This window comes from Rhodoferax sp. XS2R6, from assembly GCF_056521365.1.
Genome location: NZ_JBWMAY010000001.1, coordinates 1,041,694 through 1,066,324, shown reverse-complemented (window position 1 = coordinate 1,066,324; position 24,631 = coordinate 1,041,694). Strand labels below are relative to the sequence as shown.

The 24,631-nt window shown below is 64.0% G+C and carries 24 protein-coding genes; 5 read left to right on the top strand and 19 right to left on the bottom strand.

The window, feature by feature from the left end:
- Window positions 1-2: 2 nt before the first annotated feature.
- From AC097A_RS05105 to AC097A_RS05065, 9 genes are all read right to left on the bottom strand, one after another.
- Entirely contained in the window at window positions 3-1,934 is a 1,932-nt protein-coding gene (locus AC097A_RS05105) for a YhgE/Pip domain-containing protein (protein ID WP_479620005.1), read from the bottom strand.
- Complete coding sequence (locus AC097A_RS05100; protein WP_479620004.1) at window positions 1,931-3,559, bottom strand: mechanosensitive ion channel family protein; 1,629 nt, start codon at window positions 3,557-3,559, stop codon at window positions 1,931-1,933. Before AC097A_RS05100 ends, AC097A_RS05105 begins: the two co-directional genes overlap by 4 nt.
- An 84-nt stretch (window positions 3,560-3,643) precedes the next feature.
- Window positions 3,644-4,771, bottom strand: coding sequence for an FAD-dependent oxidoreductase (locus AC097A_RS05095; protein ID WP_479620003.1), 1,128 nt, complete (start codon window positions 4,769-4,771; stop codon window positions 3,644-3,646).
- Between the two features lie 93 nt (window positions 4,772-4,864).
- Window positions 4,865-7,165, bottom strand: coding sequence for a selenide, water dikinase SelD (gene selD / locus AC097A_RS05090; protein ID WP_479620002.1), 2,301 nt, complete (start codon window positions 7,163-7,165; stop codon window positions 4,865-4,867).
- 115 nt (window positions 7,166-7,280) lie between these two features.
- Entirely contained in the window at window positions 7,281-9,464 is a 2,184-nt protein-coding gene (locus AC097A_RS05085) for an FAD-dependent oxidoreductase (protein ID WP_479620001.1), read from the bottom strand.
- Complete coding sequence (locus AC097A_RS05080; protein ID WP_479620000.1) at window positions 9,461-10,066, bottom strand: CDP-alcohol phosphatidyltransferase family protein; 606 nt, start codon at window positions 10,064-10,066, stop codon at window positions 9,461-9,463. The genes AC097A_RS05085 and AC097A_RS05080 overlap by 4 nt, the downstream gene beginning before the upstream one ends.
- A 28-nt stretch (window positions 10,067-10,094) precedes the next feature.
- The gene (locus tag AC097A_RS05075) at window positions 10,095-10,634 is read right to left on the bottom strand and encodes a TlpA family protein disulfide reductase (protein ID WP_479619999.1); all 540 of its coding nucleotides are present in this window, start codon (window positions 10,632-10,634) and stop codon (window positions 10,095-10,097) included.
- Between the two features lie 62 nt (window positions 10,635-10,696).
- Window positions 10,697-11,335: an ATP-binding cassette domain-containing protein gene (locus tag AC097A_RS05070; RefSeq protein WP_479619998.1), complete on the bottom strand. Its 639-nt coding sequence runs from the start codon at window positions 11,333-11,335 to the stop codon at window positions 10,697-10,699.
- A complete protein-coding gene (locus AC097A_RS05065) occupies window positions 11,332-11,742 on the bottom strand; it encodes a Rieske (2Fe-2S) protein (protein ID WP_479619997.1) in 411 nt (136 codons plus the stop codon). Before AC097A_RS05065 ends, AC097A_RS05070 begins: the two co-directional genes overlap by 4 nt.
- 170 nt (window positions 11,743-11,912) lie before the next feature.
- On the opposite strand from AC097A_RS05065, the gene AC097A_RS05060 reads away from it, so the two are divergent.
- Window positions 11,913-12,833 carry a ZIP family metal transporter gene (locus AC097A_RS05060; protein WP_479619996.1) on the top strand — a complete coding sequence of 307 codons (921 nt, stop codon included), beginning with the start codon at window positions 11,913-11,915 and terminating at the stop codon, window positions 12,831-12,833.
- Window positions 12,834-12,863: 30 nt separating this feature from the next.
- Here AC097A_RS05060 and AC097A_RS05055 read toward each other — a convergent pair whose 3' ends face one another.
- Window positions 12,864-14,513 carry an ABC transporter permease gene (locus AC097A_RS05055; RefSeq protein ID WP_479619995.1) on the bottom strand — a complete coding sequence of 550 codons (1,650 nt, stop codon included), beginning with the start codon at window positions 14,511-14,513 and terminating at the stop codon, window positions 12,864-12,866.
- Between the two features lie 189 nt (window positions 14,514-14,702).
- Between AC097A_RS05055 and AC097A_RS05050 the strand changes: the two genes are divergently transcribed.
- Entirely contained in the window at window positions 14,703-15,455 is a 753-nt protein-coding gene (locus tag AC097A_RS05050) for an SDR family NAD(P)-dependent oxidoreductase (protein WP_479619994.1), read from the top strand.
- Window positions 15,456-15,485: 30 nt separating this feature from the next.
- Here the strand turns inward: AC097A_RS05050 and AC097A_RS05045 are convergent, their stop codons facing one another.
- Window positions 15,486-16,349 carry a cupin domain-containing protein gene (locus tag AC097A_RS05045; protein ID WP_479619993.1) on the bottom strand — a complete coding sequence of 288 codons (864 nt, stop codon included), beginning with the start codon at window positions 16,347-16,349 and terminating at the stop codon, window positions 15,486-15,488.
- Between the two features lie 116 nt (window positions 16,350-16,465).
- Between AC097A_RS05045 and AC097A_RS05040 the strand changes: the two genes are divergently transcribed.
- Window positions 16,466-17,425 (top strand): phytanoyl-CoA dioxygenase family protein, encoded by a 960-nt coding sequence (locus AC097A_RS05040; protein WP_479619992.1) that lies wholly within the window; start codon window positions 16,466-16,468, stop codon window positions 17,423-17,425.
- A gap of 126 nt (window positions 17,426-17,551) precedes the next feature.
- Here the strand turns inward: AC097A_RS05040 and AC097A_RS05035 are convergent, their stop codons facing one another.
- From AC097A_RS05035 to AC097A_RS05025, 3 genes are read right to left on the bottom strand one after another with little or no spacing between them, the layout of a single operon-like run.
- Entirely contained in the window at window positions 17,552-18,184 is a 633-nt protein-coding gene (locus AC097A_RS05035; RefSeq protein WP_479619991.1) for a LysE family translocator, read from the bottom strand.
- A gap of 9 nt (window positions 18,185-18,193) precedes the next feature.
- Entirely contained in the window at window positions 18,194-18,439 is a 246-nt protein-coding gene (locus tag AC097A_RS05030; protein WP_105261241.1) for a hypothetical protein, read from the bottom strand.
- A gap of 21 nt (window positions 18,440-18,460) precedes the next feature.
- Window positions 18,461-19,402 carry a class I SAM-dependent methyltransferase gene (locus tag AC097A_RS05025; protein ID WP_479619990.1) on the bottom strand — a complete coding sequence of 314 codons (942 nt, stop codon included), beginning with the start codon at window positions 19,400-19,402 and terminating at the stop codon, window positions 18,461-18,463.
- 201 nt (window positions 19,403-19,603) lie between these two features.
- Here AC097A_RS05025 and AC097A_RS05020 point away from each other — a divergent pair, with 201 nt between their 5' ends.
- Window positions 19,604-20,188, top strand: coding sequence for an outer membrane protein (locus AC097A_RS05020; protein WP_315478821.1), 585 nt, complete (start codon window positions 19,604-19,606; stop codon window positions 20,186-20,188).
- 303 nt (window positions 20,189-20,491) lie between these two features.
- On the opposite strand, the gene AC097A_RS05015 is transcribed toward AC097A_RS05020, so the two are convergent.
- The 5 genes from AC097A_RS05015 to AC097A_RS04995 all read right to left on the bottom strand — a co-directional run bounded on the left by AC097A_RS05015 (window position 20,492) and on the right by AC097A_RS04995 (window position 24,025).
- Window positions 20,492-20,803 carry a DUF5076 domain-containing protein gene (locus AC097A_RS05015; RefSeq protein ID WP_479619989.1) on the bottom strand — a complete coding sequence of 104 codons (312 nt, stop codon included), beginning with the start codon at window positions 20,801-20,803 and terminating at the stop codon, window positions 20,492-20,494.
- 121 nt (window positions 20,804-20,924) lie between these two features.
- Window positions 20,925-21,521, bottom strand: a complete 597-nt coding sequence (locus AC097A_RS05010) for a hypothetical protein (protein ID WP_479619988.1) — start codon at window positions 21,519-21,521, stop codon at window positions 20,925-20,927.
- 17 nt (window positions 21,522-21,538) lie between these two features.
- Window positions 21,539-21,829 carry a hypothetical protein gene (locus AC097A_RS05005; RefSeq protein WP_479619987.1) on the bottom strand — a complete coding sequence of 97 codons (291 nt, stop codon included), beginning with the start codon at window positions 21,827-21,829 and terminating at the stop codon, window positions 21,539-21,541.
- A gap of 78 nt (window positions 21,830-21,907) precedes the next feature.
- Window positions 21,908-22,366: a hypothetical protein gene (locus AC097A_RS05000; protein ID WP_479619986.1), complete on the bottom strand. Its 459-nt coding sequence runs from the start codon at window positions 22,364-22,366 to the stop codon at window positions 21,908-21,910.
- 642 nt (window positions 22,367-23,008) lie between these two features.
- Window positions 23,009-24,025, bottom strand: a complete 1,017-nt coding sequence (locus AC097A_RS04995; RefSeq protein WP_479619985.1) for an IS110 family RNA-guided transposase — start codon at window positions 24,023-24,025, stop codon at window positions 23,009-23,011.
- 316 nt (window positions 24,026-24,341) lie between these two features.
- On the opposite strand from AC097A_RS04995, the gene AC097A_RS04990 reads away from it, so the two are divergent.
- Window positions 24,342-24,560: a DUF2835 family protein gene (locus tag AC097A_RS04990; RefSeq protein WP_479619984.1), complete on the top strand. Its 219-nt coding sequence runs from the start codon at window positions 24,342-24,344 to the stop codon at window positions 24,558-24,560.
- Window positions 24,561-24,631 lie beyond the last annotated feature (71 nt).

Genomic DNA, 24,631 nt, shown 5'->3' with positions numbered 1-24,631 from the left:
GCCTAAATATCCACCGCCGGGCGCATCGCCGTGGTTTTGACAAAGCGCCAGCGTCCCACCACCATGGACAGTAGCATGGCAACCAGCCCGGAGGCAGCCACGTAGACCAGGGGGCGGGCCCACTGCCCATCAAACGCGCCAAACAGGCTCGCCTTGACCGCCCGCACTACCCAGGTCATGGGCAGCCAGGGGCTGATCTGGGTGAACAGGCCCCCGCTCAGCTCCACCGGCATGACCCCTCCCGATGACGAGAGCTGCACCGCCAGCAGCACCATGGCCATGGCCTTGCCCGCATCGCCAAAGGCCTTGGTCAGCAGCAGCACCATGGCCAAAAAACTCAGGCCCGACACCACCAGCGTCAGCATAAAAGCCGGGCCGTTGGCCACGCGCATGGTCAGCACCCCTTGTGCCGCCAACCCCAGCAGCAGCGCCTGCACCACCACCACCGCAGCGGGCAATCCCATCTTGCCCAGCAGCTGTGCCGGGCGCGAGAAATGCTGGGCGCGCCGGGGCAGTGTGCGCACATGGATCAGGAAGGCCGCAATGCCGGCGCCCAGCCACAGGGCCGCGGGCAGGATGTTGGGAGCAAAACCACTGCCGCTGTTGGACACTGGGGCGCTGAGCTCCATCACCGGTTGCACCGAGCTGGCCATGCCTGCCGCGCTGCCGCCGGGTGTGTCCAGCGCGGCGGGCAATGAGTTGGCCAGCAGGTCTAGCCCGCCCGAGAGGCCCTGGGAGCCTGCGCGGATTTTTTGCAGCCCGTCGGCCAGGGCAAAGTTGCCATTCGCCAGCGCACTGGCACCACGGTTCAGTTCGTCCAGCTGGCTGTCGTCGGGTAGCTTGGCCACGGCCGTGCGAATGCCACCATTGAGCGCGCGCATGCCGGTGGTCAGTGCCCCGACACCGGTGCTGACCTTGTCCGCTCCCTCGGCCAACTGGCGCTGCGCATTACCGGCGGTTTTCAGGCCCTCGTCGAGCTGGTTCACGCCGTTGGCCAGCTGGTTGGTGTTCTCCTTGACGCGGCTTGACACCAGCAAACTGCCATTGGCCTCCTCCTGAAACCCGGCCACACCCTCGCGGATTTTTTGCGACCCCACCTGCAATTCATCCAAACCACGGGACAGCTCACCATGCCCGGCTGCCAGGCTCTCGGCGCCTGCCTTGAGGCGGTTGAGTTCGGAGTTGGGCGGGCGGCGCGCGTCCATGGTGCGCAGGCCGGTGCCCAGTTGGCGCATGCCGTCGGTCAGTTGTTCCACACCACCTTGCAGCTTGCCAGCGCCGCCGGAGAGTGTTTTGGCTGCACTGGCGGTTTGTTCGCTGCCGGTTTTGAGCTGTGCCGCACCCAGGCGAAGCTGTTCCACCCCTTGTCGGAGCTGGTCCACACTGTGCTGCGATCCCGCCGCATTGCTCAGTACCAGGGCCCAGCGGCGCTCGTTCAGGCTCTCGTTCACCTCGTGGCCCAGCTCGGTGGCGAACTGGCGCGCAATCACCGCGGTTTCGTAGTTGTTGCCTTCGGCGCTGTAGATCACCAGCTTGCCACCACCCGGTTGTGCGCCGGGAATGGCGTTGGAGCTGAAGTCTTTGGGAATGATGAGCGCAAACGCCAGGCTGCCCTGGCGCACCCGGTGCCGGGCTTCCTCGGCGTCGTGCAGGTCCACATACCCAAAGCGGTGGCTGCTGCGCAGTTTGGACACCACCTGCCAGCCCACGTTGAACACGTGGTCGCGGTACTCCACCCCTTCGTCCAGATTCACCAGCGCCACCGCCAGCGACTGCGTGTTGGAGGCCGGGTCCCACACGCTGGAGAGGTAAATCAGCGCGTAGAGCGCCGGCAACAGGGCCACGGCTGCGGTGGCCACCAGCATCTTGGGGTAACGCACAAACGCCCGCAGCTCGGTGCGAACGATGTAGGCGATTTGCAGCAGTGGCGTCATGGGTTGTGGGCGTGAGGGGCCGGGGCTTGGGCCGGTGCGGGGTACCACTGGTCCGGGGGCACCTGTTTGGGCGCTTGCGGGTCGGCAATGTACTGTGGCGACATGATTTGCACGCCATAGGTGTTGAACACGTCCTGGATGTTGGCGTGCAGCGCACTCAGCAGCAGTGCGCGCGGGCGCGGCTCCGAAGGCACGGCCTGGCACACCAGGCGGTACACCGGGTACCAGTCGGACAGTGCCGTCTGGAAGACTTGCGGGGCGGGTGTGGTTAGCACCCCTTCGGTACGTGTGGCGGCTTCTTCAAGCATGGCGTGCACCTGGCGCCACGGCGTGTCGTAACCAATGGTGACCGTGGTGTCCAGCACATACCCCGCGCCCTGCACGGCACGCGAGTAGTTTTTGGTGGTGCTGCCCAGGATGGTGGTGTTGGAGATAGTGACCTCTTCACCCAGGCCGGTGCGGATGCGGGTGGCAAACATGCCCACGTCGGTCACCGTGCCCTCTTGGTCGGCAATGCGCACATATTCACCCCGACGAAACACCCGGCCGTAGGTCAGGATCAGGCCACTGGCGGCTTGCCCCACCAGGTTGGAGGCACCCAGCGAAATCATCAGCCCCACCAGAACCGACAGGCCCTTGAACGCCTCGGTCTGCGCGCCGGGCAGGTAGGGGTAGGCCATGGCCAGGGCAAACAGCCAGACCACGGCGGTGGTGATGCGCCGCGTGGGCACCGCCACATCGGCATCCAGCCAGGCCAGGCTGTGTTCACCCTGCTGTATGCGGTCAAAAAAGCGACGCAGCACGCCGGTGGCGGCACGTGCCAGGTAGAAGATCACCACCGCAGTAAACAGGCCCGGCACCGCACCGACGATGGCCGTGCCGATCAGGCCCAGCAGGTTCAGCAAATAGCTGTTGAGGGTTTCACCCCAGACGCGAGTGAACGGAAACCGCGCCAGCACAAAACTCAGCCACTCGTACACCAGCAAGAGCAGCACCAGGCTGTGCACGCCGTTCAGCAGCTTGCGCACCACCGTAGCGGCACGTTCGCGCTGCAGCAGCTCTATACCGCCCCACTGCAGCTTGCGCGAATGCCATTCGGACAGCGTGACCAGGCGCCGCGCCAGTGCCGCGTGGCCGTGCCTCAGCACCCAGGCCAGCGCCAGGGCCAATGCGGTGGCCAGGGCCGACCAGCCCAGCGACCGCACCATGGCCTGCCAGTCGCGGGCCTCGCGGCTCTCGGCAATCGCCAGGTCCAGCGCCTGGGCCGCGCGCTGGGCGCTGGCCTCCAGGGTTTCCTGCTGCAACACGTCCACGTCGTTCGCGGTGACCACAAAGGTGGTGGCGCCGTCAATCTGCACCAGCACCCCCATGGCATCGGGCTTCTGGCTGACACGGTGGGGGCCTTGGCTGTCGAGTTGTTCACGCAAGCGCGCGGCGGCCCGTTGGGAGCGGTCTGCCGCCGACACGCCGGACAGCGGCCCGCGGAAGGTGAACACCGGGCGGTTGAAGTAGTGCAGGGTGCTTGCCGCATCAACCGTAGCGGCAGGTGCAGGGATGGATTCAGCAGACCAACCGGTGCTGGCCATGGACAGGCACAGACAGCAGGCAATGAGGAGTCGTTTCATGGTGAAAATCATTGTCGCTCAAGGGAGCGAATCCCGGGTTACCGGGCAGCAACAGCTGGGGCACGGTACTGCCGTGCCCACGCTTCAAGGCGTGTTTTGCAAGTACCGCGCCACAAAGCGGCGGTCGGCCCATTCTTTGAGCCAGCTGATGGGCCGGCCCTGGGCGCTGTAGGTGCCCCAGCCCGCCACGGCCTGCTGTGCCCCGCCAAACAGCAGGTGCAAGGCATTGGCTTCGTTGCGGCTGGCGTGCAGGGTGCCGCCGGTGGTGGCGGCCGGCAGGTTGCGGGCCAGTGCCATGCTGTTGTCGGTCACGGCAAACACCTGCGGGTGGCTGGTGCTGCGCTGGTAGTGGTCGGTGACGATCTGGCCTTGTGGCGACAGGGCCAGGGCGCTTTGCGCCTGCCAGGCGGGGGTCTGGCCTTCGATGGCCAGCAGCGGCACATCACAGGCCAGGCGGGCACCACAGCCCAGGTGCACCTCATCGGCTTTCAGGCCCACCGCGGTGTCGTGCAACACGGTGATGCGCTGGGCCTTCATGGTGGTGCTCAGGCGCTGCTGCAGCGGGTTGGGGGTGCTGGCGCCATCGGCCAGCGGGCCGGCCACCAGCGTGACGGCACTGTTGGGCAGGCGCTGGCGCACGGCCATGGCCAGTTCCATGGCGGCGGTGCCCGCACCGATGACGGCAATGCGCAGCGCCCGTGTTTCGCCCAGCTCACACACACGCGGCCACAGGGCGGCAAAGGTCTCCATGGGGTGCACAAACAGGCCGTGTTCACGCGCACCTGGCATGTCACGCTCAATCTGCTCGCGGTTTTGCACCGGCCCGGTGTTGACCGACAGCCAGTCGTAGTGCTGGGTGCTGCCGTCGTCCAGCAGCAGGGTTTGGGTGGCGGCGTCCAGCGCTTTTACATTGCGCTGCAACCAGCGGATGCCAGCACGGCGCACCAGCGGCTCCAGCGGGATGGCGCATTCGTCCAGCGCGTAGTGGCCCGCCACAAAGCCGGGCAACATGCCGGGGTAAATGCTGCGGGGGTGGGGCGCCACCAAAATGATGCGCATCTCGGCCAGCGGGTGGGCCGCCAGGTTGGACAACACCTGCAAATTCGCCATGCCACCGCCCAACAAGACCAGCTGGCGCGGCTGGTAACCGCGCGCGTCGTGGTGCGGCACAGAGTCCACATGGTTCTTGAGGTGCGCGGCCAAAGCGTTCATGGCGCTATTGTTTCACGAGTTTTGGGTTTTTAATAGCCAAATAGGCCTCTAGCCCATACGGACTATGCGCAAGCAGCTATTGAAAGCATAGCGTTACAGTGCAATCAGCACCGGCGCTTGTCCGGCCGGCAGGGCCTGCACCCGGCCAATGGCGCAGGCTGCGGCGTAGCCTTGTGCCTGCAGCGCGGCCAGGCAGGCGGAGGCCTGTGCGGCGGGCACACTGGCCAGCAGGCCGCCTGCGGTTTGCGGGTCCACCAGCAACGGCCAGCGCACGTGGGCCATGGCCTCGCTGGCGTTCTGCACCACATGCTGCTGGCGCGCATTGGCGCTGTGCAGGGAGCTGAGCAGGCCCTGCTGCACGCATTCCAGTGCGCCGTCCAGCAAGGGCAGAGCATTCACGTCCAGCACCACCTGCACGCCGCTGGGGCGCGCCATTTCCACCGTGTGGCCGATCAGGCCAAAGCCGGTCAGGTCGGTGCAGGCGGTGGCACCAAAGGTGCGCAGGGTCTGTGCTGCCGTTTGGTTGCTGTGCACCATGCTTTGCAGTGCTGCCTGCACCCAGCGCCCGGTGGCGGCAGCGCGGCCATGGGCGGCAAACAGGGCGCCAGTGCCGATGGGTTTGGTTAGCAGCAACACGTCACCGGGTTGCATGCCGCCCTTGCGCAGCACGCCGGTCATCTGGCCATGGGCGTCCACGGCCACCAGGCCATTCACCGCAAAACCCAGCGCCAGCTCGATGCCTTCGCCGCTGTGGCCGCCTATCAGCGTGCAGCCTGCGGCGTTGAGCACCTGCACCGCACCGGCCATCATCTGGCGCAGCGTGGCCTCCACCTGCCGGTCCACGCCGGGCGGCACGGTGGCGATGGCCGTGGCCGTGTGCGGCTGCGCACCCATGGCAAACAGGTCGCCCAGCGCGTGGTTGGCGGCAATCTGGCCAAACACATAGGGGTCGTCCACAAACGCCCGGAAAAAGTCCACGCTGTGCACCAGTGCCTTGCCGGGTGGCACGCGCACCACGGCGGCGTCGTCCGGGCTGTCCAGGCCCAGCAGTACATCGGGGTTGGGCGCCACCCACAGGTCTTGCAGCGCACGCGACAACACGCTGGCGCCCACCTTGGCACCGCAGCCGCCGCAGCGCATGGCCATAGCGGCCTGGGCCTGTTGGGATTCTTCGGTGCTGAGTTGAAGCGTGGTGTTGGCCACCGAAGCCGTGGGCGCGGCCATGCCCGTTAAGCCGTTGGCTCCCTGCACGCTGAAGCGCTGCATAAAACGCCGGTCTATCCAGTCCTTCCAGCGCCAGACCCAGGCGCCCGCAAACCCGAGGGCGCCGCGCGAGGCCACGGCATATTGGTCACCGGTGCTGATGAGGGCCAGCCAGCGGCGCTGCGGCCGGTAGGGCTGCAGGGGCAGGCCCTGCACCGCGCGCTGCAGGTTGCGCGCCAGTGGCATGCCCATGCGCACGGCAAATACACCGGCCTTCTCCAGCGCAAAGTTCTCCATGGCCGCCACATCGCCGGCTGCGAACACGCGCGGGTCGCTGATGCTTTGCAGCGTGTCCTGCACCCGCACGCAACTCTGCGCGTCCAGCGCCAGGCCGGTGCCCTGCAGCCAGGCGCCGCCGCCGGCCTGGGTGACCCACAACACTTCATCGGAAGCAAACCAGCTGCCCTGTGCGCTGCGCAGGCGCCCGGCCTGCACTTCGGTAATGGGGGTGTGCTGGTGCACGTGCACACCACGCTGCGCCAGCACGCGCGCAAAGCGGCTGCGCACGCCGGCGTTGTGTGTGGGCAGCAGGCCTTCGGCGGTGAACAGGTGGAACTGCAGCGTCTCGGCATCGCGGCCGGTGGCTTGCAACACTGCACGCAGGCGGTACTGCAGGGCCAGGCACAGCTCCACGCCACCCGCGCCGCCGCCCACCAGGGCGATATTCAGCGGGCCCTGGTGCTGCTGCACCCGCGCCAGTAGTGCCAGCCAGCGCTGCTGGAAGCCAGTGATGGGTTTCACCGGCACCGCATGCGCGGCCGCACCCACCACCTGCATTTGCGGGGTGGCGCCGGTGTTGATGGAGACCAGGTCGTAGTCCACATCGGGCCGGCCGCGCAACTGCACGGTGCGGGCTTCTCGGTTCAGGCCGGTGACTTCGGCCTGGATAAAACGTGCGCCCGTGGCCGCGCACAGGCGGACCAGGTCGATGTGCACCTCGTCGTAGCTGTAGTGCCCAGCCACATACCCCGGCAACATGCCGGAGTAGGGCGTGTGGGCGTCGGTGCAGATCAGGGCGAGGCGCACGCCGGGCAGCGGGTGCATGGCGAAGTGGCGCAGCACCCCCACATGGCTGTGGCCGCCGCCCACCAACACAATGTCTCGAACGATGGGCGTAGCGGGTGTTTGCATAAGCGTGGATTGTGCCGCTTGGGGGTGCTGGTTTCAGAGCCGGGCCGCCCCAAGCTGAAACGCGCCCCCTCGGGGGGCAGCGACCCGCGCAGCGGTGGAGCGTGGGGGCGTCAATTCAGCCGCGTTTCCAGTCGTGGAACTTGCGCACCCACTCCAAGAGTTGGTGTGGCTGGTGCGCGCGTTTCCATTCACCCGCCGCGTATTTGTTGGCCTCGGCCAACGTGGGGTAGGTGTGGATGGTGCCCAGAATTTTGTTCAGGCCCAGGCCGTGTTTCATGGCCAGCACGTACTCGGCCAGCAGGTCGCCCGCGTGTGTGCCCACAATGGTCACGCCCAGAATCTTGTCCTTGCCCGGCACGGTGAGCACTTTCACAAAACCGTGCGCCTCGCTGTCCGCAATCGCGCGGTCCAGGTCGTCAATACCGTATTTCGTCACCTCGTAGGCAATACCTTGTTCTTTGGCATCTTGTTCGTTGAGGCCCACACGCGCCACCTCGGGGTCGATGAAGGTGGCCCAGGGGATGACGGAGTAGTCGGCCTTGAACTTCTTGAAGTCCCCGAACAGCGCATTCACCGCCGCATACCAGGCCTGGTGCGCCGCGGTGTGGGTGAACTGGAAAGGCCCGGCCACATCACCCGCCGCATAGATATTGGGGTAAATGGTCTGCAGGTACTCGTTGGTCTGCACCGTCTTGTGGGTGGGAATACCCAAGTCTTCGAGGCCATAGCCCGTGAGGCGCGCGGTGCGGCCCACGGCGCACAACAGCTGGTCAAACGCAATGCGTTTTTCCACGCCCGCGTGCTCCACCACCAGCACCTTCTCGCCATTCATCAGCTCGCAGCGCAGCGCCTTGTGGCTGGTGAGCAGATCCACGCCATCGGCGCGCAGCGCGTCTGCCGCCTGGGCCGACACCTCGTCGTCTTCACGCGCCATGATGCGCGGCGCCATCTCCACTTGGGTGACGTGTGAGCCCAGGCGCGCAAAGCTCTGGGCCAGTTCACAACCGATCGGCCCGCCGCCGAGCACCACCAAGCGCTTTGGCACTTCGTCCAGCTTGGCAAACTCGTCCCACAGCGTGTCGCTGGTCACATAGCCCACCTCATTCAGACCCGGCAAAGGTGGAACAAAGGGGCGCGCACCGGCTGCGATGACGATGCTGCGTGTGGTCAAAGTCTGCTTACCGCCATCGTTGAGCGCAATCTCCACCGTCCACGGGTTGGTGATCTTGGCGTAACCCTGCAACACCTCCACACCCAGGCCGGTGTAACGCTCCACGCTGTCGTGCGGCTCAATGGCAGCAATCACGTCATGGATGCGCTGCATCACGGTTTTGAATGAAAACAAGGGTTGGCCCCCGTCCTCTGTGCGCAAGCTGCTATGCAAACCATAGCGTTCGGCATGTTGCATCTGGTGCGCCAGCTTGGCACTTTTGATCAGGGCCTTGCTGGGCACGCAGCCGTAGTTCAGGCAGTCGCCGCCCATTTTGTGGGCTTCCACCAGCGTCACCTTGGCTTTGACGGCGGCCGCAATATAGGCCGACACCAACCCGCCTGCGCCAGCACCGATGACGATCAGGTTGCGGTCAAAACTCTTGGGGCGCACGGCGTTCCAGTGCGCGTAGACCTTGCGTTTCTGGAGGTAGTTCATGGCAGCCTTTGCAAACAAGGGGAACAAACCCAGCAGCACCAACGCGCCCAGCAGCCCGGGGCTGGCCACGTCTTGCAGGCTGCGAATGTCGGCCAGCTGTGTGCCAGCGTTCACATACACCGCAGTGCCCGCCAGCATACCGAGCTGGCTGACCCAGTAGAAGGTCCAGGTGCGCAGCGTGGTCAGGCCCATGGCCAGGTTGATGACAAAAAACGGCACCACGGGAATCAGCCGCAGGCTGAACAGGTACAGCGCGCCTTCACGCGCCACCCCGGCGTTGATGTCGGCCAGGCGTTTACCAAAGCGGGCTTGGACCACATCGCGCAGGACAAACCGGGCGGCCAGAAACGACAGCGTGGCGCCGATGCTGGAGGCAAACGACACCAGCAGCAAGCCCCACCCCAGGCCAAAAATGCCGCCGCCCGCGAGCGTGACAATCGCCGCGCCGGGCAAGGAGAGGCCGGCCACGGCGACGTAGACCAGAAAGTACGCGGCACGCACGCCCCAAGGCTGTTCGGCATACAGCGCCGCAAACGCCGCCTGGCTGGACTGCAGATAGTCCAGCCGCAGAAAACGGCCCAGGTCCAGCCACACAAACGCAGCAATGGCCGCGGCCACCACGGCCAGCAGCAACAGTTTGGACAGCTTCATTGGAAGGTTCTCCAGCCCCACCAGATGCGGGTGACGATGGTGATGCCGCACAGCACGGCAAAGGCATAGGCCAGCGTGGCAAAGTGCGCGGGCCAGAGGCACATGGCCACAAAAAAGGCCAGGGTCTCGGTGGCCTCGGTCAGCCCGCCCAAAAAGTAAAACGACTTGCCCGGTATGGCCAGGTCTTGCAGCCCGCGTTTGGCGGCCAGCACCGCAAAGGCCAAAAAGCTGCTGCCCGTGCCCATAAATGCGGCCAGCAGCACGGCGGCTGGCAGTGCGTTGTCGGCTGGCTGGGCCACGGCAAAGGCCAGCGGAATGCTGGCGTAAAACAGAAAGTCCAGCGTGATGTCCAGAAAGCCGCCGGCATCGGTGGCCTGCGTCTGGCGCGCCACGGCGCCGTCCAGTCCATCACACAATCTTGAAGCCAAAATGGCCGCAGCACCCATGGAATATGCGCCACCAGCTATCAAAATTGCAGCAAAAGCACCAATGCCAAAACCCAGCAGCGTGATGGTGTTGGCGCCCAGACCGGCGCGCACCAGTACGCGGGCGGTGGCGGTAAGGGGGGGGCGAATCAGGGCAATGGCGTAACGGTCGAGCATGAGGACGATGAGGCTGGGTGGGCGGGGGTCAGGGCAGGAGTTCAGCCACGCCGTCCCACACCTCGGGGGCCAGGCGGCCTTCAAAGCGTTGGATGATCTTGCCCTGGGTGTCTACCAGCAGGGTGAGTGGCAGGCGTTGGCCCACAGGCGCTGTGCCGTCCAGCCGCAGCGACTGCCAGTTTTTCGCCGGCATCAGCGTCTGCCCTACCAGTGCTTCGTAGCGGCTCCAGTCTTCGGCGCGTGCATCCACATTCACCGCCAGCAGCGTGAACGGCTTGGCCTGCCAGCCCGCGGCGTTGGCGCGCAGCTCGGGCAGGCTGTCGCGGCACACGGCACAGCCGGTGGACCAGACAAACACCACCACCACTTGGTTGCGCAGTTTGGCCACATCGAGGCGCTGGCCTTTGGCGTCGACCGCATTCAACGCCAGCATGCTGCCCTTGGCCCACAGAGGGGCTGTGGCCTGGCTGTGCACCGGGGCGCTGGACAGGGCTACAGCAGTGGCCAGCAGTGCCGCCAGCATCCAGCGCAAGGGGGAGGTAGATGGCGTGGCGGTGGTGGTGTGCATGAGGGGGCAGTCTAGGCGAGGTGGTTCGGATCTGCCTATAGGTCGCGCAAAACCGGGGTTTCTTACACCGTGCCGGGCGGGCGCAGCTGCGTCAGGCACTGGCTATCGGCCACATCCGCGGCATCGTGCGTGACCAGCAGGGCCGGAATTTGCCGGCTGCGCACCAGGCCAAACACCAGCGTGCGCATGCGGCCGCGCAGCGCGGCGTCCAGCTTGGAAAAAGGTTCGTCCAACAGCAGCGCCTGCGGCTGGGCCAGCAGCGCACGCGCCAGCGCCACACGGGCACGTTGTCCGCCCGACAGCGTGGCCGGGTTGGCGTGCAGGAAGGCCTCCATCTCCACATCGGCCAGCGCTGTCAGCACCGCTGCTTCACGTGCAGGCTGCGGCCCGGCGGGCACGGCAAACAACAGGTTCTCACGCACCGTCATGTGGGCGAACAGCAGGTCTTCCTGGAACAGAATGCCCACCTTGCGCGCCTGCGTGGGCAGGGTGTCGATGCGCTGACCGTTCAGTGTGACTGCGCCGTCCCACTGCAGGGCCTCGTCCAGCGTGCCACACACGGCGGCCAGCACGCTGCTTTTGCCCGAGCCGCTCTCACCCATCAGCGTGTGCACGGTGCCGGGGGCCACGCGCAGATCCAAGCCTTGCACCAGCGTGGTGGTGGGGGTGGCCAGGTGGGTGATGTGGATGCGCAGGCTCATGGCGCGGGCGCAATACAAATGCGTCCTTGCGCGTCCACCACCACCGGAATCGGCAGCAGGCCCACGCCATCACACTCGCCGCCCGCGCAGGTGCCGTCGCTCCAGCGGTAACGTGCGTAGTGCACATTGCAGGTGAGGCTGGTGTGGGGTTCAAATATCAGCAAGTCTTGTCGCGCGGCTAGCGGCACACCAAAGTGGGCGCAACGGTTCACATAGGCCTTCACCTCTTGGCCGCTGCGCAGCAGCAGGTAACGAAACCCGGGGCCCGCAGCGCCGGTGGGCGGCGGCAGCTCTTGCAGCAGCGCCTGGCCGTCGGCCACCGCCGCAAGCACACCCAGCACCGTGCCGGGGGCCGGGGCGTGGGGCAGGTGGTGCCAGTGCTGTGGATCGGGTGGGGGCGTGCTCACAAAGGGGCTGGGTGGGGATGGCTTTGCATGATAGCCCTGGTGTGTTGGGCCATTGATTGCACCTATGAGTAGTTTAAAAATATTGGTATTTGTAAATTGATAGTTAATGACTAACATCAAGGCTCTGCCCAAGTCTTGCCCGCTACCCGCCCGTTTTTTGAGATTTACCCATGCACAGTTCCACCGCCCCCTCCTGGTCCCAGTCTCTGGGCGTGCATGCACGCGCCCATCCGCTGGCTCTGGCCGGCCTGGGGGTGGCGGTGCTGGGCCTGCTGGCGCTGTGGGTCCAAGGTGGTGTGGTACCCGCAGGGCAAAGTAGCGAGTTCGTGACCTGGGCGCTCTTGGGCGGCACGGCGGGTTTGGTGGCCACCACGGTGGGGGCCTTGCCCGCCTTGTTGTTTGGCAGCCTGCAGCAAAAAACCGAAGACGTGATGCTGGGCCTGGCCGCCGGCATGATGCTGGCCGCAGCGGCCTTCTCTTTGCTGTTGCCGGGCATTGCGGCCGGGCGCGAGCTCACCGGTAACGCTGGTTGGGGCGCGGGCCTGGTGGTGCTGGGCATGGCCCTGGGGGTGTTGCTGATGCTGGGGCTGGACGCTTTTACGCCGCACGAACATGACAGCAGCGGCCCCTGCGGCCCCGGTTACGCGCGCTGCAACCGGGTGTGGCTGTTTGTGTTTGCCGTGGCCATCCACAACCTGCCTGAGGGTATGGCGGTGGGCGTGGCGTTTGCGCAGGGCGACATGGGGGTGGGTCTGCCACTGGCCACCGCCATTGCGCTGCAAGACATTCCCGAAGGCCTGGCCGTGGCCATGACTTTGCGCTCCATTGGCACCCCGGCCTGGAAGGCGGTGGGCATTGCCGCGCTGGGCGGGTTGCTAGAGCCGCTGGGCGCGCTGGTCGGCATCAGCCTGGTGGGCAGCTCCGCGCTGGCCTACCCGGTGGGCCTGGGATTGGCGGCGGGCGCCATGCTGTTTGTGGTGTCCCATGAGGTGATTCCGGAGACCCACCGCAACGGCCACCAGACTGCGGCCACCCTGGGCCTGATGGCCGGTTTTGCGCTGATGATGGTGCTGGACACCACGCTGGGCTGAGCCTGCCCCATCCAACGCTGCCGACACTGCTTAGAAGCGGCGCGCCCGGCCCAACCGCGCTGCCACCACAAACACCAGCACCGGCAGCAGCCACTGCAGCCAGGCAAAGGCGGCGGTGAGTGAGCGCTGGCCACCGGCGGCTAGCGTCACGGCCTCGGTGGTCACGGTGGTAAAGCGGCCCGCACCTACATACAGCGTGGGCAGGTACTGCGCCACGCTCACCGCAAACCCAATCGCCACGCTGGCTGCCAGCGCACTGCGCAACAGCGGCCATTTCACCCGCAGCAAAAACACGGCGTGGCTGTGGCCCAGGCTGGCGCTCACGTGTCGCAGGCGGGGGTCAAAGCCCTGGTAGGGCCCCTGCAGCGCAATCAGCACATAGGGCAGTGCGGCCAGGGTGTGGGCCAGCCACAGGCCGGTGCCCGTGGTGTCCAGGCCCCAGGCCAGGCTGAGCCGGTGCAGGCCCACCACCCACAACACCGCGGGCAGCACCAGCGGCAGCATGAGCACAGGGCGGGCGCGCCACTGCCAGCGCGCAGGTGCCCACTCCAGCCAGGCCACGGCCCACAGCAGCGCCACCATGCTGCTGGTCAGCGCCAGCCACACGGTGGTCCACAGGGTGTGGCTGCTACGCGCTACGCCCAGCCAGGCGGCCCCGGTGAAGGTATCGGGCAGCAGCTGCGGAAACGGCCAGGGTCCGATCACGCTGCCTAGCAGCAGCGCCAGCATCACTGCGCCGTACACCCCTAGCAGCCATGCCATCGCTGTGGGTCCATCCACTGTGAGCGCGCGGTCTGCGTGTTCAGCAGCACCACGTGTCCAGCGTCGGCGCCTTAACGGCGTGCGCAGCAGCGCCCACGCCAGCGCGGCGCACAGGGCCAGCACGGCAGCCAGCAGCCAAGCTGCGGCGGCGCCTTGCGCGTTGACGGCCGGGTTGGCATCTTGCAGCCACTGCCAGGCCAGCACGGCCAGCGTGGGGGGGGCGGTGGGGCCGATCAGCAGCGCCACGTCCACCACCGTGAGCCCATAGGCCAGCACCGCCAGCAGGGGCGCAGCCAGGCGCGGCAGCAGCTGCGGCCAGCCCACGCGCCACCAAGCGGCCGCTGCGCTGTAGCCCAGTGTGTGGGCCAGGCGCAGCTCCTGCTGCAGGCGGCGCGCTACATCGGGCCGCTGCAGGTGGGCCAGTGCGGCCCACAGCAAAAACGGAATCTCTTTGCACACCAGCACCGCAATCAGGCCCAGGCCCCAGGGGTCTTGGGTGGTGGGCCAGGGTGGAGGGGCGCTGAGCCCGGTGGCCCAGGGCGAGACCAGGCGCAGCAGCCAGCCGCTGGGTGCCAGCAGTGCCAGCAGCCCAATGGCAAAGGCCGCATGCGGCACCGCCAGCAGCGGTGCCAGCAGGCGTGTGAGCCGGTTGCCCTGTGCCGTGCTGTGCAACTGCCCCACCGTGGCCGCCAAGATCCACGCGGTGGCTGCGGTGGCCAAGAGCGTGGAGGCCACACCGGTCCACACACTGGCGCCTAGCGCTGCCGCGGTGTGCGGCGCCTGCACCAGAGCGGCCCAGGCCGCAGCGTCTAGCCCGGCGGCCACGGCGCCCCACAGGCTCCAGCCCAGCGGCAACAGCACGGCCGCCAGCAGCGCAAGGGCTACGGGGAAGCGGTGAGTGGGGTGGGCGCGCTGCATCGGTAAATAGTAGTCAAATTGGCCTCTAGCCCTTTTAGAATATGCGCAAGCAGCTATTGAAAATATAGCAATATGGCGCCTGCTCCAGATACTTTCCCTGCGCTGCATCAATGTGCGGTGGGCAACAGTTGAAGACGATAGACGCTGTCATTGTCGGATCGTTCCCTTACACACTTCAGGAGAAACACCATGCGTTTGCAGGGCAAGAGCATTTTGGTCACGGGCGGCGCCAGCGGTATTGGCCTGGCCACGGTAGAACGCTGCATGCAAGAGGGCGCCAACGTGGTGATGGCCGACCTGGCTGGCACCCAGGGCGCCAAGCTGGCAGACGCGCTGGCGCAGATGTACAGCGGGCGATGCCTTTTTATGAGCGCTGACGTGGCGTCCACGCCCCAGGTGGACCAGCTGATCGCAGACACGGTGACTGCCTTTGGCCGCCTGGACGGTGTGTTCAACAACGCCGGCATTGGCGGCTTGAGCCCGGCAGAGGCGTACACCGACGAAGACTTCTTGCGCATCATCGACATCAACCTGATGGGCGTGTTCCGCGTGGCGCGCGCAGCGCTGCGCCAGATGTACGCACAGGGCAGCGGCAGCATCGTCAACTGCGCGTCCATCCTCGGGGTGTTCGGCCAAAGCATGACGGCGGCCTACAGCGCCGCCAAGGGCGGCGTGGTCAACATGACGCGCACCCTGGCGCTGGAGGCGGCGGCCAAAGGCGTGCGCGTGAACTCCGTGGGGCCGGGCTACATCGACACGCCCCTGCTCGCCGGGCTGGATGCGGCCATGAAACAAGGGCTGATTGCCCTGCACCCGCTGGGGCGCCTGGGGCGGCCCGAAGAGGTGGCCAACCCGGTGCTGTTTTTGCTGAGTGACGAGGCCAGCTTTATCACCGGCGCCAACCTGCTGGTGGATGGCGGCTTTACGGCCGGCAAGTCCTAGACCTCGCGTCCCCGCTTGTGCGGGCGGTGGCTAGGCTGCGGCCCCTTGGTAGCTGGCACGAAACGCGCGTGGCGTCATGCCCTTGCGCGCCAGAAACTGGCGGTTGAAATGCGCCAGCGTGCCGTAGCCCACGTCGCTGGCAATCACGTTGATGGGCAGCGTGGTGTTGATCAGCAACTGGCAGGCCTGGCCGATGCGCAACTGGGCCACGTAGTCCAGCACGGTCATGCCGGTGTGGCGCTTGAAAAAGCGGTGGAAGGCACCGACTGACATCGCGACCTCTGTGGCCAGGGCCGGGGCGGACACCGTGTCGGCCGGCTGCGCATGCAAGCGGTGCAGGATCTTGCCGATGCGTGCACCCACCTTGTCGCCCGCGGGTGTGTAGGCATGCGTGGCCAGCGGCCGGGCCGCTGTGTCCTTGGCCAGCAGCGTGAGGATGTGCAGCAGCGTGGGCAGACGCAGCGCCGGGTCTTGCGCCTGCAGCGCGAGGATCAAGGGCTGCACTTGTGTACGCGCTGCATCCGAGAACTTGAGCCCGCGCCCGGCCTGGGCGGACAGGGTTTGCAGTGCCGCCAGTTCGGGCCAGCCGGCCAGGGCGCGCTCCAGCCAGTCGGTGGTGAACCACATCACCACGGCCAACATGGGCTGGCTGGCATCGGGCCGCTCGGTGGCGGCCCAGGTGTGGGGCTGGTTGGGGCCGGTGAGCACCAGGTCACCCGAGGCAAAGTCTTCCAGACTGTCGCCCACATAGCGCTGGCCCTGGGCGTTGAGCGTCAGCGTCAGCTCGAATTCGGGGTGGTAGTGCCACAGAAAAGGCAGCTCCGGCAGCTCGCGCCAGAGCAGACTCCACGACTCGCCCACGGGCACGGTGACCTGCTCAAACTGTGGTTTCATGACTTTGGGTTGGTTAATTTGGTCAGAATCGTACCAGTATCAGGCAGTCCGCAGGTACCGCCACAACGCGCCCGTTTTCACAATTCCCTACGTCCACAACAACGCAGGAGACTGACATGAACGACCGCTACCGCTACGGCGACCAACGCCCCGGCAACCCCACCCTCTCGTACACCGCCCACGAACAGCTGCGTGACATCCAGAAGCAGTTGCCGCTGCGCGTGCTGTCCGAGGCTGACTTTGCCCACTGGCAGACCTACGGCTATGTGGTCATCAAGCAGGCCATTCCTGCGGAGCAGGTAAAAGCCACCACCGACTTCCTGTGGGCGTTTCAGGACTGGAACCCGAACGACCCCAGCACCTGGAACCGTGCCGAGCTGCGCGGCCACGAAATGAAGGAACTCAACGGCTCCGGCATGGTGGAGACCTACCAGCACCAGACCCTGTGGAACAACCGCCAGACGCAGCGCGTGTACGACGCGTTTGTGGACATCTGGGACCGCGAAGACCTGTGGGTCAGCATCGACCGCGCCAACCTCAACACGCCCAACCGCGGCGCGCGCCAGTTCACCGGCTTTATCCACTGGGACGCCGACACCACGCTGGACCCGCTGCCCGTGAACGTGCAGGGCGTGCTGGCGCTGTCCGACACCAGCCCGGAGAGTGGTGGCTTCCAGTGCATCCCCGAGCTGTTCAAGAACTTCATTGAATGGCGCAAGACGGCGCCCACCGACCGCAACCCCTGGCGCCCCGATGTGGACAGCCTGCCCTGGCCCGTGCAATTCATCTCGATGCAGGCCGGCGACTTGCTGATCTTCAACAGCCTGCTGGCCCACGGCATCCGCCCCAACACCAGCGACCATTTGGTACGTGTCGCGCAGTACATCGCCTTCACCCCTGCCAACGAGGGCGACGCCATGCTGCGCGATGCACGCGTGACCTCTTGGCGCGAGCGCGAAGCTCCCCAGGGCTACGCCTTTCCGGGGGACCCGCGTGAGTGGGAAAAGAAGAAATACCCCACCGCCACGCTCACCCCGCTGGGCGAGCGCATCCTGGGATTAACCGACTGGCCTTGAGTGCTGCGAGCGCAAACCCTCCGAGAGTCTGGGGGCTGGGCGTTCTGCGCAGGTAAAGGAGGAGCCCGCGCAGCGGGCGGGGGACACGGAGCAGAACGTCCGGCCCCCAGGCTCTGGCGCTCTAGCTCACACGCTACGTGACTTGAGCGTGAGCACCGTGAGCCCGGAGGCGATGAAGGTCAGCCCTGCACCGATGTTCAGGCCCGAGGTGACCTTGGGGTGCGCCTTCAACCAACGGGCCAGGCCATTGGCAAAGCTGCCGATCAGCGCAAACAACACCGTGGTCATGGCGGCAAAAATCGCGCCATACACCAGCATCTGCACCGGCACCGAACCGCGCTGGGCATCCACAAACTGCGGTAGGAAGGCCAGCACAAACAGGCCCGGCTTGGGGTTGAGGATGTTGGACAACGCGCCACTGATGAAGATGCGGTGCAGCGGCAGGTGCGCCGCTGGCGTGAAGGTGATGAGGTTCTGGGCGCGTAGCGCCTTGTAGCCCAGCCACATCAGGTAGAGCGCGCCCACCACCTTGATCGCCCAGAACGCGGTGGCCGAGCTTTGTAGGATGACCGACAGCCCCAGCGCCGCCGTGAGCGTGTGGAACAAAATGCCCACCCCTGCACCCAGTGCGGACAGCGCCGCCGCCGCACGTCCCTGGCTCAGGCCGCGGCCAATGGCCAGGATGTTGTCAGGCCCCGGCGCCAGCACCACCAGCAGGCAGGCGGCCAGGTAGGTCAGCAATACGTCGGTGGGAAACATGGCGTGGCCTCAGGTAATTTTGAAAACGGTGAGCACTTTTTTGCCGCCAGCCTTTTCTTCAAAAGCCGACCACTGCTTGATGCCTTTGACCAGCACCGTGTTGCTCACGTCTTTGACGGGTTGCTTGGCCTTGAGTTTGGCGGTGACCCAGTCCTGCACATGGGGCAGCAGAGGGCCTTCCTGTCCCGTGGGGACGAGCAGAAGTTTGCCGGCCACGGTGCCGGTTTGGGTGACTTTGAGTTCGGTAGCGGGCATGGTGATTTATACGTCAAAGCCTTAGAGGGTGGCCAGTTCCGGCGCCTGGTACACCAGCACCTTGAGTGCGCGCTCAGGCGCGGCGTCGGCAAACGTGGGTGGGTTGGGCAGGCGCTGCACAAACGTCAGCTCCGGTGCCTGCTCTTGCATATGGGTTTGCAAAAAGGCGGTGTCCAGCTCCGGCGCGTTCAGGCACACCAGCGCGTGGCCGCCGGGTGCCAGCAGCTCGGGCAGGCGGCGCAGCAGGCGCGCGTAGTCTTTGGTGGCTACAAAGCTGCCCTTTTGGTAGCTGGGCGGGTCCAGGATGATGAGGTCGTAGGGCCCGCCGCGTGTGATCTTGCCCCAGGTCTTGAAGATGTCGTGGGCCAGAAAACTCGCGCCGGTGTTGAAACCGTTGAGTCGGTGGTTCTGCTGGCCAATCGCCAGTGCGCCCTGGCCCATGTCCACATTCACCACCTGCTTGGCCCCCGCCTGCAGGGCCACCACCGAGAAGGCGCAGGTATAGGCAAACAGGTTGAGCACCTTGAAGGCATAGGTCTTGGGGTGCGCGGCCACATGCTGGCGCACCCATTGGCGGCCTGCCGCCATGTCTAGAAACAGACCATGGTTTTGCCCGCGCAGCACGTGCACCTTGTACTGTGTGCCGTCCTCCGTCACAACATGTGGGTCGGGCACGGCACCGGCCATCAGCCGGGTGTCCGCATGGCCCTCGGCCCGGCACTGGAACACCCAGTTCAGCGGCTCCCCCGGCGCTATCTGCGCCCAGCGTGCGGCCAGCGCGGCGTCCAAGGTGGCAAGTGTGCCGTTGTCCACCGGCGCAAAGCTGGTGAGCACCAGCACCGGCGGGTAAGCGTCCAGCGCCCACTGCTCGCAACCGGGGTGCAGGCCACCACGGCCGTGGAAGAGGCGCTGGGCATCAAAGGGCAGGTCCATCGTGGCGATGGTGTGGAGAAGGGCTTGCACGGGCGGGTATTGTTCAGAAAAGGTTGCCAAGTGTATGCAAGGCTTGGTGGTGTGCGCAGCGAAGAGCCGGGAACCCGCTTCACAAACTTTTACAGCGCACGCACGCTTGTTTACGCGCTTTTGCCAAACAGCCACTGCAGATTTACACGGCGTCGCGACCATGGAGGTCCCTTAACTCGGACCCTTCACCCGGTTCACTCCATGAAAAAACTCTTTCTGACGACTGTTGCTCTTGGTGCTTTTGCCGCCTCTTCCGCCTTTGCAGCGGGCCCGGCTGATCTGTCTGGTTTCAGCATCGGCGCCAACGCCGAACTGTCCACCGGATCTGCCACTGCGACCGACGGAACGTCTGACACAGGAAAGACCACCGCCCTGGGCCTGCAAGCCCGGTACGACTGGGCATTGGCCCCCAACTTTGCCATAGGCCTGGGCGGCTCTTACAGCTCGGGCAACCACCAGGCTGGCACCTATGCCAACGGCAGCGCGGCTAGCATCAACAACCGTTACTCGATTGATGTGATCCCCACCTTCGCGCTGGCCAACAACTTCCAGCTCTACGGCAAGCTGTCCTCCATCTACGGCTCTGCCGCGTCCAACGACGGTAGCAGCACCAACGATGTGCAAGGTGTGGGCTACGGTATTGGTGTGCGCCAGATGCTGGATAAAAACATGTACTGGCAAGCCGGTTACGACCTGAACCAGTTCCGTGACGTGACGTTTGCCACCGGCACCACGTCCAGCCTCAAAGAGAACGTGTTCTCGTTTGGTATCGGCTACAAGTTCTGACCTGATCGCGGCCAGGTTACGTTTCTTCACATCTAAGTCGGCGTCCCTGGCTGCGTGTGTGTGCGCGCGCGCAGAAGCGGTGAGGCTATTAAGACGCCTCTGAGTTGTCTCATTGGCGCATCAAGCGAAAAATCGATTCGGAAGCGTCAAACTGCACCGCGCTTGCATCAATAAAGTGAGTTTCCACATGGGCTCGACTGGTAGCCGACTTTCACATCGTTCTAAAGCATTCGTTAACGTGAAAGTGAGCGGACGCCGAAGGCGGTCCGCTCGAATGGCAGGTTCAGCTGCAAGTCTGTAAGACTAAGCGTGGCCAACATGGAACTCGCCGACGGTGCCCGACGTTGGTAATTCCAGCTCTGAATGCATTGAAGCGATGACCGCCATCACTGTCTCACTCGCCGGCGTCCCACGTTCTTCCGAAACAGCATTGCCGATGTGCCTTACCCGATCGGCCATGAGAATTCCCCAAGCCTTGGCCTCCGTGTGCCCCGCGGCTTCAAAGAAACCTATGTTCAGCGTGCAGTGAAGCCCCTGCTCAGCGATCCACGCGCTAAGCATTTGCACCGATTTATCGTCGCGCTGTGCTGCCGGGGGAATGATGAGTGGCTTCATTGCGCGATGCTGCGTCTGGCAGGTCTGCTTGCTGTTGAACGTTGGAGGCCACCAGCACGCAACACGTGCTGCAAAGCGGCGACTTGATGTTGCTTGTCAGTGTGGGCCGACATGTTAAAGATCATTGGGTGGTTGACCGCTCAAACGGATTTGTCTTAAGGGCAAGCAGGGCCGCACTGGCGCCACCCGACCGATAGGCCGCCCTAACGGCATCGTGCTCCGCAAGGCTGGGTGCCGCTCTCAAACTGAAATTCGGTAGTGAGATTGGTGCAAGACACGTACGAAGTTGAGCGATCAGGTCTTGAAAGTCTGTGTCTTCAGCCCATTGCTCGCAATTGGCTTCAGCAATCGCAAGCCGGATGAACCAGAAATTGAGCGGATAGTTGGTCGCTGACACCGACGACAGATGATCCAAGTACCCCTCGCTAGGTTTGAGGCAAGCCAACCAACCAGCAACGACAATTCCTCGCCATGAATATTCTCCTGAGCAGAGGTCCGCCAACACATTCGCATTGAACGCCGCCAAGTACTTCAATAAGACGTAGTGATAGTCAAGCGGCTCGTAACGGACCTGGGGGTACTGCGCGAGCACGCTCTGTAGCTCAACTGCATCGCGGACCAATTCCGCAGTGCGCTGTTTCGCAGCTGAAACCTTCATTATTCGTACGTACTGCAGATCCGTGATCATTCGGACGACATCATCGTGATCGAAATACATACTGTGATCTTTAACCGTCAACGCTCAGCGGGCGGCGTAGCCGTCCGCTGCAGCAAGGGGTTGGGCATCACTCGGCGGGCAAGCTGCTCGACCAGCGCGGTCGGACCGCGCAGTGACAACCCAATATAGGTTTCGGCTACCGCTTCGATGTTTCCATCTGGCAGGGCAATCTGAAACACGGTCACCTCTTGGCTGCCACCCAAGGTCCACTCCTTGTCGGTGATCACGCCACCGAGAGCCGCAATCTCCGCAGCGAGTCGCGCAAACAGAGCGTCATCGTATTCGTCCCCAAGCACGATCTCGGTCATGGTGCTGCCCAACGTTAGATATGAGCGGCGGCTGGAGGCGTGCGAAGCACGCCGGAAGCCGTCCGCTCCATGGCAGGGTTAGACGCCATGCTCGCTGCGCAACGAGCGAGAAACTACCCAAAACAATACGCCAGAGCCGCCGTGACTTACCCCGTGCTGGAACTCTGACTCGGGGAAGTGTTCAGCCAGCCATTCCGGTGCGGTGTCTCGCCAAGCAACGTCTGCAAACTCATACGGAAAGTTCTCACCGTTCGGATTGGGTGTATGAACATAGACCGCATCTTCCGATGATCGGTCTCGCTCCGCCAAGAACCAGCATTGATACGGTCGGCCGCTTACGCGAAGTTCTGCCAGCGCCACGTCTAGGTAGCGACGAGCGAGCCCAAGAAAGAAAGCGCGTGCACTTGGCTTTCCGTCCCCTTCGCCGTCGATGTCGGGATGCCAATGCATCAGATCAAACCACGAGTCAGGCCGTAGCTGCAGGCTGAACGCAAACGCACGAGTTTCTGCTTCAGCAAGTGTCGCGCTAGTGTTCATGGCGTCTAACTTGATATATGAGTGAAACCTGTCTTATCAACAAAGGCGCCTTGAATCATGATTTCACTCCCAGTGAACGTAAGCAATTGATTTATATGAGAAATTCTAGCTGCGCCAATTGCTGCGCAAAATAAAATGGCGACAAACCCTGCAAACCTGCTTATGGACAAGGCGGTGTGCTGAATAACACGGTGAACGGCAGTTCCGTAACTCTCTGAATTGATTGGGCATTTTGTACTTCAACTGCATTTAGCAGGTGATAACAGAATGGACAAACCCTGCAACAACCCAAAACTGGGAGGCCTTTTTGCAAGTCCGCTTCCGCCGCAATTCTGACGTCCAGAACCAAGTCATGCCATCCCCCTATAAGGACTTCCACAATAAAGCAACAGCCTGCGTGTTTTCACCGGTTGCGAGAGATAAAGGTTGCGGACAGCGAGCCTATAAACGGTCATTGTTGCTGCTTGTACAGCGGACCCTGATGAAAGACGCGCGCCAAGGACTCCAATCATTCGTCGGGAATGCAGTCCAATGGACTGCTGTGCCCCACGGGGGATGTCGAGTACGCCATGGCGCAGGTCCAAACCTTTCCTCATCAACGGATACCAATCACGCGGTGGTAGTTTATTTACTGATCAACTTTCAGGCTGGCACCCTAAAGCCTTCGCCAAGGTGCAACACAGCCCAGCACATGCGGGCATTCTTGGCAGCAATCGCCACCACTGCTTTGCCATAACCTCTGCGCTCCTTGAGCTGCAATGCCCATCGACTCACGGGGTCCGTTTTGTTTGGCGCCTTGAGCAATAGGGCTCGCGCGCCCAGCACCAACAATGTTCGCAGATAGCTATCTCCCGCCTTGGTGATGCGCCCCAGCTTGGCCTTGCCCCCAGAGCTGCTCTGGCGCGGCACCAAGCCCAACCAGGCACTGAACTGGCGCCCGTTTTTGAAGTCATGTCCGTTACCTACGCTGGCCACGATGGCGGTCGCTGTTGTGGGACCCACCCCGCACAGTTGCATCAACCGCCGGGACTGCGCATCGTCTTGGGCAAGCTTGGCAATCAGCTTTGCGTCTTGTTCAATGCGCGCGTCTAGGTGCGCTATCTCGCTGAGCATGTCACCGATGACTTGGTTGCAGTAGCCTGGCAAATCTTCTAGCACCTGGTGCACGCCCTGCTTGAACGCCTTATGAGACTGCGGCAGGACGATGCCGAGTTCGCTCAGCAGGCCACGTGCCCGGTTGATCAGCGCGGTACGCTCGGCGACATAGCCCTGATGCGCGCGGTGGATGAACAGGTGGCTTTGCTGGTCTAGGGTCTTGATGGGCACGAAGCGCATCTGTGGGCGCGTCACCGCCTCGCAGATCGCCGCCGCATCGGCTGCATCGTTCTTTGCGTGTTTGCCACCCAGGCGATAGGGCGCGACGAACTTGGGCGCCATGATGCGTACCGTGTGTCCGAACTTCTGGAACTCCCGCGCCCAGTAGTGGGCGCCGGAGCAGGCCTCCATGCCAATCAGGCACGGCGGCAAGCTGGCAATCAGTTCGAGCAGCTTGTTGCGTTTCACATCAGGTTTTACAAGCTCGGGCTTGCCCGAGGCGCCGACGCCGTGCACGGCAAAGACATTCTTGGCCAGATCAATTCCAACCGCTACGATAGACATGGGCTTCCCCTCTCAGAACAAGTTGATGAAAAGTTTGACCTCTCCATCGTGGCACTGAGTTGCCGTACACCGCAACCCTCTGGGCGCGCGGCTTGCTCGGGACGGGGAAGTCCCTTTCATTCATTCAGGTGAATTTCGGAATAAGAGTTAGCCAACGAATGAGCCTCCCAAAGCAGTCATTGACCAATGACTCCAACGGACACCCAAGCTGCCAATGTCCTTGCCGGGTTGTGACCTCGTCGTAGCGCCCAAACTGGCAGGAGTCGCTCCGCTTTTCATGGGTTCAGGCATAGACCCATGCGCTAGCATTCTCACCATGCTCCGCTTCGAATTCGGCCTGAACATTCCTGCCCAAGACTATCTTCAGTACTACCGTGGAGAGGTCAAAAATGTCTTGGCCCGCTGTGCCGATGGCCGCACCGTGCAGTTCCCGGCCACGCTGCTGATCCCGTTTGTGAGCAGCGGCGGTATCCGCGGCAGTTTTGTGTTGACCTGTGATGCAGGTGGCAAAGGCGCCCAGCTGCAGCGCAGCTAAGGCCCGGGAATTGATGTGCGTGCCTGCCCCAAGGGCACACTTCGGCGTCAAATAGGTCTCTAGCCCCCGCG

What these genes read in the sequence shown, in the direction of transcription:
- AC097A_RS05105 (WP_479620005.1), bottom strand. Translation starts at nt 1,934, where the DNA reads ATGACGCCACTGCTGCAAATCGCCTACATCGTTCGCACCGAGCTGCGG.
- AC097A_RS05100 (WP_479620004.1), bottom strand. Translation starts at nt 3,559, where the DNA reads ATGAAACGACTCCTCATTGCCTGCTGTCTGTGCCTGTCCATGGCCAGC.
- AC097A_RS05095 (WP_479620003.1), bottom strand. Translation starts at nt 4,771, where the DNA reads ATGAACGCTTTGGCCGCGCACCTCAAGAACCATGTGGACTCTGTGCCG.
- selD (WP_479620002.1), bottom strand. Translation starts at nt 7,165, where the DNA reads ATGCAAACACCCGCTACGCCCATCGTTCGAGACATTGTGTTGGTGGGC.
- AC097A_RS05085 (WP_479620001.1), bottom strand. Translation starts at nt 9,464, where the DNA reads ATGAAGCTGTCCAAACTGTTGCTGCTGGCCGTGGTGGCCGCGGCCATT.
- AC097A_RS05080 (WP_479620000.1), bottom strand. Translation starts at nt 10,066, where the DNA reads ATGCTCGACCGTTACGCCATTGCCCTGATTCGCCCCCCCCTTACCGCC.
- AC097A_RS05075 (WP_479619999.1), bottom strand. Translation starts at nt 10,634, where the DNA reads ATGCACACCACCACCGCCACGCCATCTACCTCCCCCTTGCGCTGGATG.
- AC097A_RS05070 (WP_479619998.1), bottom strand. Translation starts at nt 11,335, where the DNA reads ATGAGCCTGCGCATCCACATCACCCACCTGGCCACCCCCACCACCACG.
- AC097A_RS05060 (WP_479619996.1), top strand. Translation starts at nt 11,913, where the DNA reads ATGCACAGTTCCACCGCCCCCTCCTGGTCCCAGTCTCTGGGCGTGCAT.
- AC097A_RS05055 (WP_479619995.1), bottom strand. Translation starts at nt 14,513, where the DNA reads ATGCAGCGCGCCCACCCCACTCACCGCTTCCCCGTAGCCCTTGCGCTG.
- AC097A_RS05050 (WP_479619994.1), top strand. Translation starts at nt 14,703, where the DNA reads ATGCGTTTGCAGGGCAAGAGCATTTTGGTCACGGGCGGCGCCAGCGGT.
- AC097A_RS05045 (WP_479619993.1), bottom strand. Translation starts at nt 16,349, where the DNA reads ATGAAACCACAGTTTGAGCAGGTCACCGTGCCCGTGGGCGAGTCGTGG.
- AC097A_RS05040 (WP_479619992.1), top strand. Translation starts at nt 16,466, where the DNA reads ATGAACGACCGCTACCGCTACGGCGACCAACGCCCCGGCAACCCCACC.
- AC097A_RS05035 (WP_479619991.1), bottom strand. Translation starts at nt 18,184, where the DNA reads ATGTTTCCCACCGACGTATTGCTGACCTACCTGGCCGCCTGCCTGCTG.
- AC097A_RS05030 (WP_105261241.1), bottom strand. Translation starts at nt 18,439, where the DNA reads ATGCCCGCTACCGAACTCAAAGTCACCCAAACCGGCACCGTGGCCGGC.
- AC097A_RS05020 (WP_315478821.1), top strand. Translation starts at nt 19,604, where the DNA reads ATGAAAAAACTCTTTCTGACGACTGTTGCTCTTGGTGCTTTTGCCGCC.
- AC097A_RS05015 (WP_479619989.1), bottom strand. Translation starts at nt 20,803, where the DNA reads ATGAAGCCACTCATCATTCCCCCGGCAGCACAGCGCGACGATAAATCG.
- AC097A_RS05010 (WP_479619988.1), bottom strand. Translation starts at nt 21,521, where the DNA reads ATGTATTTCGATCACGATGATGTCGTCCGAATGATCACGGATCTGCAG.
- AC097A_RS05005 (WP_479619987.1), bottom strand. Translation starts at nt 21,829, where the DNA reads ATGACCGAGATCGTGCTTGGGGACGAATACGATGACGCTCTGTTTGCG.
- AC097A_RS05000 (WP_479619986.1), bottom strand. Translation starts at nt 22,366, where the DNA reads ATGAACACTAGCGCGACACTTGCTGAAGCAGAAACTCGTGCGTTTGCG.
- AC097A_RS04995 (WP_479619985.1), bottom strand. Translation starts at nt 24,025, where the DNA reads ATGTCTATCGTAGCGGTTGGAATTGATCTGGCCAAGAATGTCTTTGCC.
- AC097A_RS04990 (WP_479619984.1), top strand. Translation starts at nt 24,342, where the DNA reads ATGCTCCGCTTCGAATTCGGCCTGAACATTCCTGCCCAAGACTATCTT.